Here is a 14,778-nt window from a genome sequence, read left to right as displayed (position 1 = left end):
TCGCCCACGCCCCAGCCACCGGCTTCACCATCGCGGGCTTCGATCGAGAAATAGCCCTGCGTTGCCTGTCTGATCGAACCCACCGCGGCACCGCTATCCTTCGCGAACTGTTCCGCTGATGCGCGCGCGTCCTTCGTCGCTTCGGCTACCATTTCCGGTTTGACCGCGTTCAGGCCGGTAAAGGTGTAATTGATCCCCGAGCCGTCCTCCAGCACCACCCCGCGCCGAACCAGCTCCACCTGGCGGCGTGACGCTTCCTGCGCGCGATTGATGTCCCTGGTGCGCAGCACCATCCGTTGCTGAACGGTGTAACGAGTTATCCCGTCATTGGTGTAGCTTGAGACGTTGACGCCCGCTGGGGTCAGTTCGTTCTCGGGAAAGCCGAGCTCCTTGAAGAAACTGCGGATCGCGGCAGCATCGCGGTCGGCCGCTGCCTGCGCGCCAGCCAGATCCCCTGCAATGCCCGAATAGGAAATCGTCCAGGTCGCCAGATCCGCGACGACATCCCGTTCCGCAAGCCCGCGCACGGTAACGCTCCGTTCCGCCGCTTTCATGCGGACCAGGCCATCGCCCAGGACGAAGCCGCCAACCATGATCCCCGCGGCAAGGATGGCGGCGCTGCCAAGCCAGCGGCGCATGGTTGAATCGCCGCGGGCTTTCGTGGCACCTTCGGCTTCCTCGGACGAATCTACGGTCATGAGTGATTCCTTTCGCTGCTGCGGCCCTCGCAACTGCAATTAGGGGTTCTGCGATGAACCGTGCTTTAATGTCGACGAATGGAGTATGTTTTGACCAAGTACCTGCACAGCATGATCCGCGTTTCGGATCCGGACGCCACGGTCGCTTTTTTTGAGTTGATCGGGCTCAGTGAAGTGCGTCGCTTCGATAGCGAGAAAGGCCGGTTCACGCTGATCTTCCTGGCTGCGCCGGGCGAAGAGGGCGTGGCCGAGGTTGAGCTGACCTATAACTGGCCGCCTGAGGACGGCGAGCCGGAGGCATACTCAGGCGGACGCAACTTCGGGCACCTCGCCTATCGCGTCGAGAATATCTACGAGACCTGCCAGCGCCTGGCCGATGCAGGCCATATCATTCACCGTCCCCCGCGCGACGGACACATGGCCTTCGTCAAATCACCCGACGGCATTTCGGTCGAACTGCTGCAGGAAGGTCGGCTTGAACCGGCAGAGCCCTGGGCCAGCATGGAGAATGTCGGCAACTGGTAGGCTGCCTCACTCGCGATAGGGATTGCGTGGATCGTCCGGGTGGGTCGTGGTCAATCGCAGGATTGCGAAGCCCACCAGGGCGGACACCAGCGATCCCAATAGAGTGCCGATCTTGGCCTCGTCGATCAGTTCACGCGAGCCGGGGAAGGCCAGCTCGCCGATGAACAGCGACATAGTGAAACCGATACCGCACAGGATCGATACACCCCAGATTTCGGGCCAATTGGCCTGATCGGGCCGGGGCGCAAAGCGCAACTTCTCCGCAATCCAGATCGCCGCGAATATGCCCACCTGCTTACCCAGGAACAGGCCTGCGGCGATCGCGAGCGGCAGGGGGGCAAGCAGACCATCCAGACCCATGGTGCTGAAGTCGACCCCGGCATTGGCGAAGCCGAAGACCGGGACGATCAGATATGCGCTCCAAGGCGCGAGCGAATGCTCCATACGTTCGACCATGGTCTCGTCATCCTTGCCGCGCATCGGGATGGTCAGTGCGGCGACGACCCCGGCGATCGTGGCATGCACGCCCGAATTGAGCACGAGGAACCACAGCACCAGGGCAAGAAGGATGAAGGGGGAGTAGCGCGAAACCTTCATGCGATTGAGCGCATACATCAGACCGACCACGACTGCCGCGGCAACCAGATAAGCGACCTTGAGGCCGGACGTGTAGAACACGGCAATGACCAGCACCGCGCCGATGTCATCGACAATCGCGACAGTCAGCAGGAACAGGCGCAGCGAAGCGGGGACGCGATTGCCGAGGAGGCCGAGCACACCCATGGCGAAGGCGATGTCGGTGGCTGCTGGGATGGCCCAACCGCCTGTCAGCGGATTGCCGATCCCGACGATCGAGACGTAGATGAGTGCCGGGATCGCCATGCCGGCCGCAGCTGCGAGCACGGGGAGACGACGCTGAGAAGGCGATGACAGCTGGCCTTCGATCCATTCCCGCTTCACCTCCAGCCCTACGACGAAGAAGAAGACGGCCATCAACCCGTCATTGATCCAGAGATGCAGCGTGTTGAGCTTGAAGATCGCGGCAGAGAACAGCGCGTCGTGGAACAGGGCATGATATTCGTCATGCAGTGGGGAGTTCGCCGCAAACATCGCGGCCGCGGCCACGAGGATCAGGAGGATGCCTGCTGACGCGTCACTATCGAACAGTGCGCGAACGGGGGCAAAGACTACGCGAAGCGGGGTTGGGCGATTGGTCATACTGGGACGCCCTCTTCCGTATTCCGTCGCCAGTTGCAAGGTCGATGCCCGCCGCTGTTGAGTGGGAGTTGCCATCACCCTGTCGCGTCGTTACAAGTTTTGAAAAATGGGGTCGCGCTTGGGTCTGGATCAATTGACTGTTCTAGAATGGTTTTTGGTCGCGCAGCATGAATTGTTGCTGTTCACTGCCGCTTTCTTCGCAGTGGGGCTTATCGATGAGCTGGGGATCGATCTGGCGTATTTCGGAATACGCCTGAAACGAAGATCCAAGACATGGGTGGTGGATAGCGTCGAGCTATCACAGCGCCAGCTCTCCGGAAGCGCCGCAGTGTTCATTCCGGCTTGGCAGGAATCTGCGGTGATCGGCCCAACCATCTGTCACATGCTGGCCGTTTGGCCACAGGATGACTTGCGGATCTATGTCGGTTGCTACCGCAACGATCCCTCCACCATTGCTTCGGTGATCGCTGCTGCACGAAGCGACAGCAGGGTGCGCCTTGTGATTCATGGTGCCGACGGGCCGACAAGCAAGGCCGATTGCCTAAACCGCCTCTATTCTGCGCTGTGTGCCGATGAGCTTCGCAACGGCGAACAGTCGCGCATGGTCGTGATGCACGATGCCGAAGACATGGTTGATCCGGCAGCGCTCGGCCTACTCGATCTGGCAATTGGGCAGGCCGAGTTTGTGCAGCTTCCTGTCCTGGCATTACCGCAGGTTGGCTCGAACTTTATCGGCACACACTATTCGGATGAGTTCGCCGAGGCGCATGGCAAGACGCTGGTAGTGCGTGACGCCCTGGGTGCGGCGATACCGGGGGCGGGTGTCGGTTGTGGCATTGCACGGCACGCCCTTGCGCAATTGGGCGCCGAGCCATTTGCCCGACAGTCTCTGACCGAAGACTATGAACTCGGTTTGCGTATCGCCCAAATGGGTGGAAGAGGCCGTTTCCTTCGGTGCCGGACCCAGGATGGAAGGCTGGTCGCCACTCGTGCCTACTTTCCCGCAGAGCTCAACATAGCCGTGCGCCAGAAGACGCGCTGGATGCACGGGATCGCCTTGCAAGGTTGGGATCGATTGGGTTGGAGCGGTTCACCGGTGAACCTCTGGATGCAATTGCGGGACAGACGCGGCCCGTTCGGCGCAATCCTGCTGACTCTGGCATATACCTTGATAGTCCTCAGTGTACTCGCTGGTTTCCTGATTGGGCTGGGCCTGGTTGAGCCAATACCGCTGAGTCCTGCACTCGAAGCGCTTTTGCTGATCAATCTTTTTGGTGTGGTGTGGCGTTTGATCTCGAGGGTCGCCTTCTCGGCTCGCGAATTCGGATGGCGGGTGGGTTTGATGGCGGCTCCGCGCTTGTTGATCTCGAACATCATCGCAATCATGGCGGGGCGCCGTGCGCTTGGCGCCTATATCGGAACCCTGCGTGGTAATCCGATCATCTGGGACAAGACGGAGCATCGCGATCATCCGGCGATGAACCTTTCGCTGGAACCGAAGGTCAACTGATGCCGACCGAAGCCCAAAGGCGTCGCGGTCAGCCGATCATGTTTCTGGGGGTGCTGTTCTTTGGCTGGGCCCTGTTGCGGGTCCTGTTCTGGGAATCACCCCTGCCGGTCTCAGCACAGGCTGTGGTCGAAATGCCGCCCCCGGGCGAAGTCCTTTCGCCGCTGCGGATCGAAGCTTGGCTTGGCGCCTCGTCCAGCCACAGATTGCCAGACGTTCGATCCAAGCGAGCCAGGGCACCAAACGAGCCTTCCGGATTCTTGCTGACGGGAAAACTGCCACCCCTCCGGCTCGCCGAAATCGGCGCCCCTGATGCTGCTAGCAGCCAGTCGACTCCGGCGGGAACTGAGGGTTTGCAACGTCCGAGTGATTTATGGGCTCCTTCGCTTCCTGCGACCAATTCCGATCCCCAGAACATTGGCTTTCGCCGCCACGTCGACGTGAATCCTTGGAGGGTGGATGCTTGGCTGCTGCTACGCCCAAATGGCGGGAGTTCGATCACGGCTGGCGATCGCCCTGCCAGCTATGGGGCTAGCCAGGCAGGAGCCGTAATCAGCTATCGTCTTGGCCCGGGTACTGGTCTTGATCCCGCCGCCTACTTTCGCGCGAGCAGGGCCCTTGTCTCGAACGGCGAGAGCGAAGGTGCCCTTGGCTTGAGAGTGCGGCCCTTTGAACAGCTGCCGCTCTTTGCCCATGGCGAGGTCAGGATCGTTGACAGTGGCGAAGGCACCGAACCTCGTCCCGCGGCATTTGTCAGCTCGGGCCTGTCCGATGTTCCATTCGGCTTCGGCTGGCAGGGCGAAGGCTATGTGCAAGTGGGCTATGTTGCTGGCGACTTTGCGACCGGCTTTGTCGATGGCAGGGTAACGGCGGTGCGGCCTGTCCTGCGCGGAGCGGCAGCATCGCTTGGTGTGGGAGCAGGGCTTTGGGGCGGTGCGCAGCGGGGGTCGGAAAGGCTGGATCTCGGGCCTAGCGCGCAACTGGCCCTTAATCTGGGACAAGTGCCGGTGCGGGTCGCCGCGGATTATCGGATTCGGGTTGCTGGCGATGCCAGGCCGAACTCCGGCGTGGCAATTACGCTTTCAACCGGCTTCTGACACGGTTCAGCTTTTATCCGGGCAAGTGCTGCGATAGGGCGCTCCCATGGACGTCTACCTTCCCATCGCCAACCTTTCGGTCAACGGACTGTGGATTGTCGCGCTTGGGGGGCTCACCGGCCTGTTGTCCGGGCTTTTCGGTGTGGGTGGCGGCTTCCTGACCACGCCTTTGCTAATTTTCTATGGCGTGCCGCCGACCGTCGCGGCTGCTTCCGCTTCCACCCAGGTCACCGGTGCAAGCGTGACTGGCGTTATCGCGCATAGTCACCGCAAGGGTGTCGACTACCGGATGGGTGCCGTGCTCGTGGGTGGCGGTGTGATCGGCTCGGGTATCGGCGCGCTGTTGTTCCAGTTCTTTCGCGCGATCGGCCAGATCGATGTGGTCATCAATGCGCTCTACGTCATACTTCTGGGTTCGGTCGGCCTGCTGATGGCGAACGAGTCGTTGCGCGCCCTGCGCGGACAAGCCGCTGCCAGTCAGGCGCCGCGTCGGCGGCACCACCCGCTGGTCGCCAGCCTGCCGATGCGCTGGCGGTTCTACCGCTCGGGCCTTTATATCTCCCCGCTTGCCCCTCTGATCGTCGGCATTTGCGTCGGGATATTGACCATGCTCATGGGCGTGGGCGGCGGGTTCATCTTGGTTCCGGCGATGCTCTATATCCTCGGGATGAGCGCGAATGTCGTGGTCGGCACCAGCCTGTTCAACATCCTCTTCGTGACGATGGCGACGACGATGATGCATTCGCTGACGACCAAGGCGGTGGATATCGTGCTGGTATTCCTGCTGCTCCTCGGCTCGGTTTCCGGCGCGCAGCTGGGCTCGCAGATCGCGGTCAAGGTCAAGCCAGAGATACTGCGCTTGATCCTCGCAACCATCGTGTTGCTGGTCGCATTTCGAATGTTCCTCGGCCTGTTTTACCAGCCCGAGGAAATCTACACGTTGTACCCGCTATGAGGGCGGTCCTTCTCCTCCTCTTCGCAGTGTTCCTGATGGGGCAGCGCGACCCGATCCTGGTGCCGGAAGTGAGCCAGCACGAAATTCAGGTTCGGCAAGGCTTTACCGGCACCGAACTGCTTCTTTTCGGCGCGATTCTCGATCCCGGTGGCCGGGCCGCCGGCAATCAGTACGATATCGTGGTGGTCCTGAAAGGCCCGTCCGAACCTGTGCGCCTGCGCGAGAAGGAGCGGTTCGCGGGCGTGTGGGTCAATGCTTCGAGCAGCGACTTCCGATCGGTCCCGTCTTTCTTCGCCGTGGCATCATCCCGGCCCGTATCGGAGATCGTCGACGACAAGACAGCTGCGATCTATGAATTCGGCACCGACTACATCCAGCTCAGCCCCAGCGGGGTCATTGATCCGGCCGAACAAGCAAGGTTTGCTTCGGGCCTGGTGGACCTCAAGACGCGCCAACAGCTGTACAAGCAGGATTTCGGCGGCGTCCAGGTGAGCGAACAGGTGCTTTATCAGGCACGTATCTCGCTGCCCTCCAATGTCACCACAGGAACCTATACCGCCGAAACTTTCGCGATCAGCCGTGGGCGGGTGATCGCGTCGGCCCTTGCCGAAGTGGAAGTGAAGAAGGTTGGCTTCGAACTGCTGGTTGCCGACTATTCGCAGGAATGGTCGCTGCTCTACGGCCTGTTTGCCGTATTCCTTTCACTGGGGATGGGTTGGGCTGCAGGTCGCCTGTTTGCGATGATCTGACGGCACCGCCAACACCTTAACATTGACGGGATTTTAACCCTTCCTGGGGCAGGAAAGCCGCGTCTGCGCATGAAGCGTAACGAGGGGCCGAGCCGAACCAATGACCGATATGGGTAATCCCAATTTCCGCACTTTCGATCCATCGAAGGAAGCAGGGGCCGAGCCACCGCAACCGCGCGGAAATTCACTGCGTGACCGGATCCGCAGGAGCGAACAGTCGGTCAGCCAACCCGCTGTCTCGCGCTCGGGCTACGTTCACCAGCCGCAACAGGAAGCGGCTCCGGCTACCGAGTATGCGCCGCCGCCATCCGCCCCGCAGCAGGAATCCCAGGCAGAGCCTGTCACTGCGATGGCGCCCGCACCGGTACTGGGACAGGCCCCGCCGCGTCCCGAGCCCGTAGCGGTGGAGGCTCCCGTCGAGGAGGAAGATACCTCTGCGGCGAAGGATGCGCCGATCAGCGAAAACGCCGCTCAGCCGATTGGCGTGGTGCTCGAGATCGCAGGTTCGGGATCGATGATTGCCATCGACCTGCAGCGCCTGTCGGAATGTTCGGAGGATGAAGATCCTTCTGTGGCTATGGCCGGTCAGGTCGGAAGCCAGATCAAGATTCGCGTCGGCAACAGCTGGCTGCTCGCCAGCGTCCGCAATCAGAAACAGGACCGCAAGGCCGGCAGCATCCTCGCCAATATCGATTTCCTTGGCGAAGGGGTCGAGGAAAAGCTGACAGGCCGACTGCATGGTTTTCGCCGTGGTGTGACACGTTATCCGGTGCCGGGTGCGCTGGTATTCCCTGCGTCGACCGGGGACCTCAAGCAGGTCTATGCCAGCGACGGCCGCAGCGCCGTCACCATCGGCAAGGTATACCCCACCAAGGATATCCGCGCCGGCATCTATATCGACGCGATGCTGGGCAAGCACTTCGCGCTGCTCGGCTCGACCGGTACCGGTAAGTCGACCAGTGCCGCGCTGATCCTGCACCGCATCTGCCAGGCCGCGCCAGAGGGTCACATCGTGATGATCGACCCGCACGGGGAATATTCCGCAGCCTTCCGCCAGACGGGGGTGATCCTCGACGTCTCGAACCTGCAGATGCCGTATTGGATCATGAACTTCGAAGAGCACTGCGAGGTGCTGCTGACCAGTCATGGCAATGAACGGCAGGTCGATGCCGACATCCTGGCCAAGTGCTTGCTCGCCGCGCGCAGCAAGAGCCGCCTGGCCGAAACCATGGGCAAGATTACCGTCGATAGCCCGATCCCATACCTGCTTTCGGACCTTTCGAACGAGATCCAGAACCAGATGGGCAAGCTCGACAAGGCGACCAGTTCGGCGCCCTACATGCGGATCAAGAACAAGCTCGACGAGTTGAAGGGCGATCCGCGCTACCAGTTTATGTTCTCGGGCATGCTGGTGGCGGACACCATGACCGACTTCATCGGCAAGGTGTTTCGCATGCCATCGAACGGCAAGCCGATCTCGATCATCGACGTCTCCGGCGTGCCGTCGGATATCACCGCGACCGTGGTTGCGGTCCTGAGCCGCCTGGTATTCGACTTCGCGATCTGGGGCCGTGAAGAACGCACCAGCCCGATCCTGCTGGTCTGCGAAGAGGCGCACCGTTACGTCCCCAGCGAAAAGAACGCCGATGGGAACTCGGTGGGCAAGATCCTCAGCCGTATCGCCAAGGAAGGCCGTAAGTACGGTATCTCGCTCGGCCTCATCACGCAGCGTCCTTCGGACCTTGCCGAAGGCGTGCTGTCGCAGTGCGGCACGATCATCTCGATGCGTCTCAACAACGATCGCGACCAGGCCTTCGTGAAGGCCGCCATGCCCGAAGGCGCGCGCGGCTTCCTCGACAGCATCCCGGCGTTGCGCAACCGCGAATGCATCATCTGCGGCGAGGGTGTCGCCATCCCCATTCGCGTCAGCTTCGACAATCTCGAAGAGGCCAAGCGTCCGGCATCGGAAGACCCAAGCTTCGTCGAACTGTGGAACAAGACCGGCGGCGAGGAAGACATCGTCAACCGCACCGTCCAGCGCTGGCGGAGCCAGGGCTGACCTTTGCTTTTCGCACCCGCCTCCGCGGGTGCGTCCTCGCTATGCGTGCAGCGAGCTGCACCCGCTGCGGGCGGGCGGTCGCCCTTGCCGTTCGCTGATCGCGAACGGAGTCTTTGCGTGGCGCTAGGTTCCCCGCGTATCGCCGAAAAGGTGGATATGCAGGCGGTCGGACAGGCGGAAGCCGTGTTCGACGCATAGCGGTGCCAGCCACTTCTCGCGGGTGCGCAGTGTTTCGCTGTCGGTGCCTTCGGGCATCAGGAAGACGTGGCCGGCGCGGAAGCGATACCGCTCGTGCAGGGCCAGGACCTCATCGACGTCCGCAGGCTCTGCGATCACGAACTTGAACCAGGCGCGTTGATCGGTGGCATAGGCATCGAGCCGTTCGGGCAAGAGCGCCAGTTCCGCCGGGTTTCCGCTATGCGACAGCTTGGGGCTGACGTTGAACTGGTCGATACGGATATCGAGCGCGGTCGAGGCCTTGGTCGTCCCGTTGGTTTCGACTTCCACATGCATGTCGGGCAGCAGGTCGAGCAGGCGGGCGAGGGCGGGGGCCTGCAGCAGCGGTTCGCCACCCGTGATCACAAGGCGCTTCTGCCCTAGCGCGAGAATGCGGCGCGCCACCTCTTCCTCGTCGAGGGTCAGCTGGTTGGCCTTGCGTTCGAAGTCCACGCCATCGCGGTGCGGACGATTGTCGCCTTCGAAGCGCCAGGTGTAGGCGGTGTCGCACCACTGGCACGCCAAATTGCAGCGTGACAGGCGCAGGAAGGTGCAGGGCATCCCCGCACTGGGGCCCTCGCCTTGAACGCTGGCGAAAATTTCCGGTTCGCCCGGCGCCTGCGTGGCGAGGACTAGCGGCATCCTGGTCCGTGCCCGAACGTCGAAGGCGACAAAGGCGACTCAGGTGTCGCCCTTAAAAACCATCTATTTCTAATCACTTGACCCCCTAAAGGCGACAGCCAGGGTGCTTTTCAGCCCCCCTTTGCAGTGATGGTGGCATCAATAGGCCCGTCATGACACGCGCCGGGCGAGTAGGAAACCACTGGATACCGTCGGCCGTGCACCGTCGGCGCTTGGCCTTCGACAAGCTCAGGCTGAACGGGTCTTGTGCTTGCGCCGCAATCCAGCCTGCTGATCTGGAGCTTGCCCTAGGACAGCTACCACCTATCCCAATCGCGCCAAAGCTGCTTCGAGGCGCGCGACCTCTGCGACGTGATGCGCGTGGTCGGCACGGGCCTTCTCAACCGCTTCGGGCGCCGCGCGCTCGACGAAGTTGGCGTTGGAAAGGCGCCCTTCGAGCGACTTCGCTTCCTTGGCCGAGGCGGCGAGCGCCTTTTCGAGCCGCGCCTTTTCGGCAGCGATATCGATCACCCCTGCAAGCGGGACAAGGAAGGCATCCTCGCCTGCCGAAACCTGCATTGCCGCACCGGCGGGTGCCTCGGAAAAGTGGATCGGCGTCAGTCGTGCGAGGCGCTCGATCGCGGCGGTATTCGCCTCGATCACGCGCTTGCCGAGCGGCGAGGGGCTGGCGACATAGGCTTCCAGCTTGGCGCCCGGGGCAATGCCGAGCTCGTTCTTCGCCGCACGCACTGCGCTGGTCAGTGCGATCAGCCAGTCGATTTCGGCCTTGGCTTCGGGATCGATGCTGGCGCCGATCTGGGGCCATTGCGCAGTGATAAGCGGGTAGTGGCCCCGGTCACCCTGCTTCGACCACAGCTCTTCGGTGATGAAGGGCATGAAGGGGTGAAGCATGACCAGGATCTGGTCGAGCACCCAGCCGGCGACGGCCTTGGTTTCGTCGTCGATCTGGCCCTTGATCAGCTCGAGATACCAGTCGCAGAAGCGGTCCCAGACGAAATGGTAGATCGTGTTGGCCGCCGCGTCGAAGCGCAGGTCGGCAAATGCCTTGTCCAGCGCATCCCTGGTTTCGACCACTTCGCCGATGATCCAGCGGTTGACCGCATGGCTCGCGGCAGGGGCCTCGATCGTGGCGCTCGCCCCGATGCCATTCGCCTGGCAGAAGCGGGTCGCGTTCCACAGCTTGGTGGCGAAGTTGCGATAACCCTCGATCCGCTTGTCATCCATCTTGATGTCGCGGCCCTGGCTTTCCATCGCGCACATGAAAAAGCGCAGCGCATCGGCGCCAAACTGGTCGATCAGGCCCAGCGGGTCGACGACATTGCCCTTGGACTTGGACATCTTCTGCCCATCCGCCGCGCGGACGAGGCCGTGGAGGTAGAGCCGGTGCCAGGGGGCCTGGCCCATGAACTTCATCCCCTGCATCGCCATGCGCGCATCCCAAAAAAACAGGATGTCGAAGCCGGAGATCAGTAGGTCATTGGGATAGTGGCGCTGGAGCAGTTCGGTGTTCTCCGGCCAGCCCAGCGTGGCGAAAGGCCACAGCGCGGAAGAGAACCAGGTGTCGAGGACGTCCTCGTCACGGGTCAGCTTGCGATTGCCGGCCTTGGCCTGCGCCTCTTCCTCGGTCATCGCGACAAAGACATTGCCGTCTTCATCGTACCACGCCGGAATCCGGTGGCCCCACCATAGCTGGCGGCTGACGCACCAGGGCTGGATGTTTTCCATCCAGTTGAAGAAGGTCTTTTCCCAGCTCTTGGGCACGATCTCGATCGCGCCCGAACGGACCGCCTCGATCGGGGCCTTGGCCAGCTTTTCGGCATCGACATACCACTGGTCGGTCAGCCAGGGTTCGACTACCACGCCGCCGCGATCGCCGAAGGGAGTCTGGATCGTGCGCGGCTCGGCGTCGTGCTCGACTTCGTTGCCGTCCTTGTCCTTGGTGACATGCGGGATGAGGAAGCCGAGTTCCTTCATCCGTGCGACCACCAGTTCGCGCGCGCCGTCACTGCCATCGCGGCGGAAGCGGTGCAGGCCGAGGAATTCGTCCGGCACCAGTCCGTCGGCGGTCTGGCAGACATTGCCTTCGGCATCGAGCATGTTGAGCATTTCGCCCGGCTTCATGCCCGCGCGCTTGCCCACCTCGAAGTCGTTGAAATCGTGCCCCGGGGTGATCTTCACACAACCGCTGCCCAGTTCGGGATCGGCGTGCTCGTCAGCGATGATCTTGAACCGGCGGCCGGTGATCGGCTGGAGGATTTCCTTGCCAACGACCGATTTGTAGCGCTCGTCATCCGGATGGACCGCCACGGCCATATCGGCCAGCATGGTTTCGGGCCGTGTGGTCGCGACGACAAGGTAGTCCTTGCCCTCGGGCGTCGTGACGCCGTCTGCCAGCGGGTAGCGGAAGTGCCAGAAGCCGCCCTTGACCTCATGCGTCTCGACCTCGAGGTCGCTGATCGCGGTCTTCAGCTTGACGTCCCAGTTCACCAGCCGCTTGTCGCGATAGATGAGGCCATCGTTGTAGAGGTCGACGAACACCTTCATCACCGCGGTGTTGAAATGATCGTCCATGGTGAACTGTTCGCGCGACCAGTCCATCGAGCAGCCGAGACGGCGCAGCTGGCGGGTGATCGTGCCGCCGCTTTCTTCCTTCCACTGCCAGACCTTGGCGACGAAATCCTCGCGCGAATAATTGGTGCGCTTGTCCTGCAGCTGTTCGAGCTGCCGTTCGACCACCATCTGCGTGGCGATGCCCGCGTGGTCGGTGCCGACCACCCACAGCGCGTCCTTGCCGCGCAGGCGCTCGTAACGGATCATCACGTCCTGCAGCGTGTTGTCGAGCGCATGGCCGATATGGAGGCTGCCGGTGACGTTTGGCGGCGGATTGACGATGGTATAGGGCTGGGCGTCAGGGCGTTCGGGCCGGAACAGGCCGTTTTCTTCCCAGTGCGCATACCAGCGCGCCTCGATCTCGGCAGGGTCGAAAGTCTTGGGCAATTCAGTGGTCATGGCGGTGGCCCATGCCAGCGCCAATGCTGCGATGCAACGTTCCGTTGCGGCGCACCCTATAGGCGCTTGTTATGCGCCGGATTTCCTCGCATACCCCGATGCCGATGAATGGTTTGGCGAATTACCGGCTCGAACAGAGCGGCAACGGGGAAACCGTGCTGGCGCTGTCGGGGCCCTATCTGGTTTCGACGATCGGCGCGATCGATGCGGAATTGCGCCTGCTCGCGGGCCCGATTGCGCGGATCGACCTGTCGGACCTGAGCGAGATCGATACTGTCGGGGCCTGGATTACCAACAACCTCGCCCGCCAGCACGGGGCGGAGATCTGCGGGGCCAATGCGCGGGCGGAACGCCTGATCGACGCGCTCAAGGACATGGGCGGCGAGGAACGGCTCGTGCCGGAGCTGTTGCCTTTGTGGGAACGCGTGCCCTTGGCGATGGGCGAAAAGGTATTCGCCGCGCGTGACGGCATCATGGGCGTGCTCAGCTTCCTGGGTGCAATTATCTCGGCGAGTGCCCACCTCGCTCGCCACCCGCGGCGGTTTCGCATTCTGGCGCTGGTCCACCAGCTCGAACTGGTGGGGGTGACGGCCCTGCCGATCATCGGCTTGATGAGCTTCCTGATCGGCATCGTCATTGCCCAGCAGGGCGCGGTGCAGCTGGCACAGTTCGGGGCCGAGACACTGACCGTCAACCTGGTGGGCCGCATCACGCTGCGCGAACTGGGCGTGCTGATGACCGCGATCATGGTGGCCGGCCGTTCGGGCAGCGCCTTTGCCGCGCAGATCGGCACGATGAAACTGACCGAAGAGGTCGATGCCATGCGCACGATCGGCATCTCGCCGGTCGAGGCACTGGTTATCCCGCGCATCCTGGCCGCGGTGATCATGATGCCGCTGCTGGGCTTCTATTCGGCAGGGGTCGGGATTATCGGCGGCGCCGTGATCGGGGATGTGATGCTCAATATCCCCTTCTGGACCTTCCTTTCGCGGATCCACGAAGTGGTGCCGCTGCACGATTTGTGGGTCGGCCTGCTGAAAGCGCCGGTCTTCGGCCTGATCGTGGCGCTGGCCGGCTGCTACCATGGCATGCAGGTCAAAGGTAATTCGGAAGAGGTGGGGCTGCGCACCACCATGGCGGTGGTCTCGGCGATCTTCGCGGTGATCGTGCTCGACGCCTTCTTCGCGGTGTTCTTCACCGAAATAGGGTGGGGCTGATGCCACAGGGTGAAGACGGCAAGCCGCTGGGCCGGCACGAACGCTTCCGCGGCGAGTTCCCGATTGTGGTCGAGGGGCTCGAAAACCGCTTTGGCGAACAGATCGTGCACCAGAACCTCGACCTCAAGGTCAAACGGGGCGAGATCCTGGGGGTCGTGGGCGGCTCGGGTAGCGGCAAAAGCGTGCTGATGCGCTCGATCATCGGCTTGCAGATCCCTTCGGCTGGCAATGTAGAGGTTTTCGGCCGCTCGATCACCGGGGCCGACCCGGATGCGGCGATCGGTGTACGCAATCGCTGGGGCGTGCTGTTCCAGGGCGGCGCCCTGTTCTCGACGCTGACCGTGGGCGAGAATGTCCAAGTCCCGCTCAAGCAGTTCTACCCCGAGATCGCGCCCGACCTGCTTGAGGACATTGCCCGGTACAAGGTGCGCCTTTCGGGCCTGCCCGAAGAGGCAGCGTGCAAATATCCGTCCGAACTGTCCGGTGGCATGCGCAAGCGCGCCGGATTGGCTAGGGCATTGGCGCTCGATCCCGAACTGTTGTTCCTCGACGAGCCGACGGCCGGGCTCGACCCCATCGGTGCGGCGGCCTTCGATCACCTGACCCGCGAGCTCAAGGCCACGCTTGGCCTGACCGTTTTCTTGATCACCCATGACCTCGACACCTTGCACGAAATCTGCGACCGCGTGGCGGTGATCGCGGACCGGCGGGTTATTGCGGTCGACACGGTTCCCAGGCTGATGGAACTCGACCATCCTTGGATCCAGGAATACTTCAACGGGCCGCGCGGGCGCGCTGCCCTGACTGCGCAGGCGATCGACGAATTGCGCAAGTACGGACACATTCCAGCGGCGGCCGAAGCGGTCAAAGCGTTGGACAAAGCCGA

12 protein-coding genes are annotated in these 14,778 nt (G+C 62.4%); 8 read left to right on the top strand and 4 right to left on the bottom strand.

Annotated features, from left to right (window positions below; translation table 11 throughout):
- Positions 1-638: SIMPL domain-containing protein (locus AAFM29_RS01915; RefSeq protein ID WP_341711171.1), on the bottom strand; the 638-nt coding region annotated here is incomplete at its 3' end.
- A gap of 150 nt (positions 639-788) precedes the next feature.
- Here AAFM29_RS01915 and AAFM29_RS01910 point away from each other — a divergent pair.
- Entirely contained in the window at positions 789-1,223 is a 435-nt protein-coding gene (locus AAFM29_RS01910) for a VOC family protein (RefSeq protein WP_341711134.1), read from the top strand.
- A 6-nt stretch (positions 1,224-1,229) separates the two neighbouring features.
- On the opposite strand, the gene nhaA is transcribed toward AAFM29_RS01910, so the two are convergent.
- Positions 1,230-2,441 carry a Na+/H+ antiporter NhaA gene (gene nhaA / locus AAFM29_RS01905; protein WP_341711132.1) on the bottom strand — a complete coding sequence of 404 codons (1,212 nt, stop codon included), beginning with the start codon at positions 2,439-2,441 and terminating at the stop codon, positions 1,230-1,232.
- A gap of 133 nt (positions 2,442-2,574) precedes the next feature.
- On the opposite strand from nhaA, the gene AAFM29_RS01900 reads away from it, so the two are divergent.
- The 5 genes from AAFM29_RS01900 to AAFM29_RS01880 all read left to right on the top strand — a co-directional run bounded on the left by AAFM29_RS01900 (position 2,575) and on the right by AAFM29_RS01880 (position 8,808).
- Positions 2,575-3,951 carry a glycosyl transferase family protein gene (locus AAFM29_RS01900; protein ID WP_341711131.1) on the top strand — a complete coding sequence of 459 codons (1,377 nt, stop codon included), beginning with the start codon at positions 2,575-2,577 and terminating at the stop codon, positions 3,949-3,951.
- A gap of 452 nt (positions 3,952-4,403) precedes the next feature.
- Positions 4,404-5,045: a hypothetical protein gene (locus tag AAFM29_RS01895; protein ID WP_341711129.1), complete on the top strand. Its 642-nt coding sequence runs from the start codon at positions 4,404-4,406 to the stop codon at positions 5,043-5,045.
- 46 nt (positions 5,046-5,091) lie between these two features.
- Positions 5,092-6,000: a sulfite exporter TauE/SafE family protein gene (locus tag AAFM29_RS01890; RefSeq protein WP_341711128.1), complete on the top strand. Its 909-nt coding sequence runs from the start codon at positions 5,092-5,094 to the stop codon at positions 5,998-6,000.
- Entirely contained in the window at positions 5,997-6,749 is a 753-nt protein-coding gene (locus AAFM29_RS01885; RefSeq protein WP_341711126.1) for a TIGR02186 family protein, read from the top strand. The genes AAFM29_RS01890 and AAFM29_RS01885 overlap by 4 nt, the downstream gene beginning before the upstream one ends.
- A gap of 100 nt (positions 6,750-6,849) precedes the next feature.
- On the top strand, positions 6,850-8,808 hold the full coding sequence (locus tag AAFM29_RS01880; protein ID WP_341711125.1) for a helicase HerA domain-containing protein: 1,959 nt from the start codon (positions 6,850-6,852) through the stop codon (positions 8,806-8,808).
- A 123-nt stretch (positions 8,809-8,931) separates the two neighbouring features.
- On the opposite strand, the gene AAFM29_RS01875 is transcribed toward AAFM29_RS01880, so the two are convergent.
- Positions 8,932-9,666, bottom strand: a complete 735-nt coding sequence (locus AAFM29_RS01875) for a 7-carboxy-7-deazaguanine synthase QueE (RefSeq protein WP_341711124.1) — start codon at positions 9,664-9,666, stop codon at positions 8,932-8,934.
- Between the two features lie 303 nt (positions 9,667-9,969).
- Complete coding sequence (locus AAFM29_RS01870; protein ID WP_341711122.1) at positions 9,970-12,675, bottom strand: valine--tRNA ligase; 2,706 nt, start codon at positions 12,673-12,675, stop codon at positions 9,970-9,972.
- A gap of 104 nt (positions 12,676-12,779) precedes the next feature.
- Between AAFM29_RS01870 and AAFM29_RS01865 the strand changes: the two genes are divergently transcribed.
- Entirely contained in the window at positions 12,780-13,892 is a 1,113-nt protein-coding gene (locus AAFM29_RS01865; protein WP_341711170.1) for an ABC transporter permease, read from the top strand.
- A partial coding sequence (locus AAFM29_RS01860; protein WP_341711121.1) for an ATP-binding cassette domain-containing protein occupies positions 13,892-14,778 on the top strand: 887 nt, incomplete at its 3' end. The genes AAFM29_RS01865 and AAFM29_RS01860, both read left to right, overlap by 1 nt.

Origin of the sequence: Erythrobacter sp. (assembly GCF_038133525.1) — a bacterium.
In the GTDB taxonomy this organism is placed as follows: Bacteria; Pseudomonadota; Alphaproteobacteria; order Sphingomonadales; family Sphingomonadaceae; genus Qipengyuania.
This window is presented reverse-complemented; position numbering and strand designations above follow the sequence as displayed.

Bases quoted from the DNA above. Each gene is read 5' to 3' on its own strand.
- AAFM29_RS01880 (WP_341711125.1), top strand. From the start codon at position 6,850: ATGACCGATATGGGTAATCCCAATTTCCGCACTTTCGATCCATCGAAG.
- AAFM29_RS01865 (WP_341711170.1), top strand. From the start codon at position 12,780: ATGAATGGTTTGGCGAATTACCGGCTCGAACAGAGCGGCAACGGGGAA.
- AAFM29_RS01890 (WP_341711128.1), top strand. From the start codon at position 5,092: ATGGACGTCTACCTTCCCATCGCCAACCTTTCGGTCAACGGACTGTGG.
- nhaA (WP_341711132.1), bottom strand. From the start codon at position 2,441: ATGACCAATCGCCCAACCCCGCTTCGCGTAGTCTTTGCCCCCGTTCGC.
- AAFM29_RS01875 (WP_341711124.1), bottom strand. From the start codon at position 9,666: ATGCCGCTAGTCCTCGCCACGCAGGCGCCGGGCGAACCGGAAATTTTC.
- AAFM29_RS01885 (WP_341711126.1), top strand. From the start codon at position 5,997: ATGAGGGCGGTCCTTCTCCTCCTCTTCGCAGTGTTCCTGATGGGGCAG.
- AAFM29_RS01870 (WP_341711122.1), bottom strand. From the start codon at position 12,675: ATGACCACTGAATTGCCCAAGACTTTCGACCCTGCCGAGATCGAGGCG.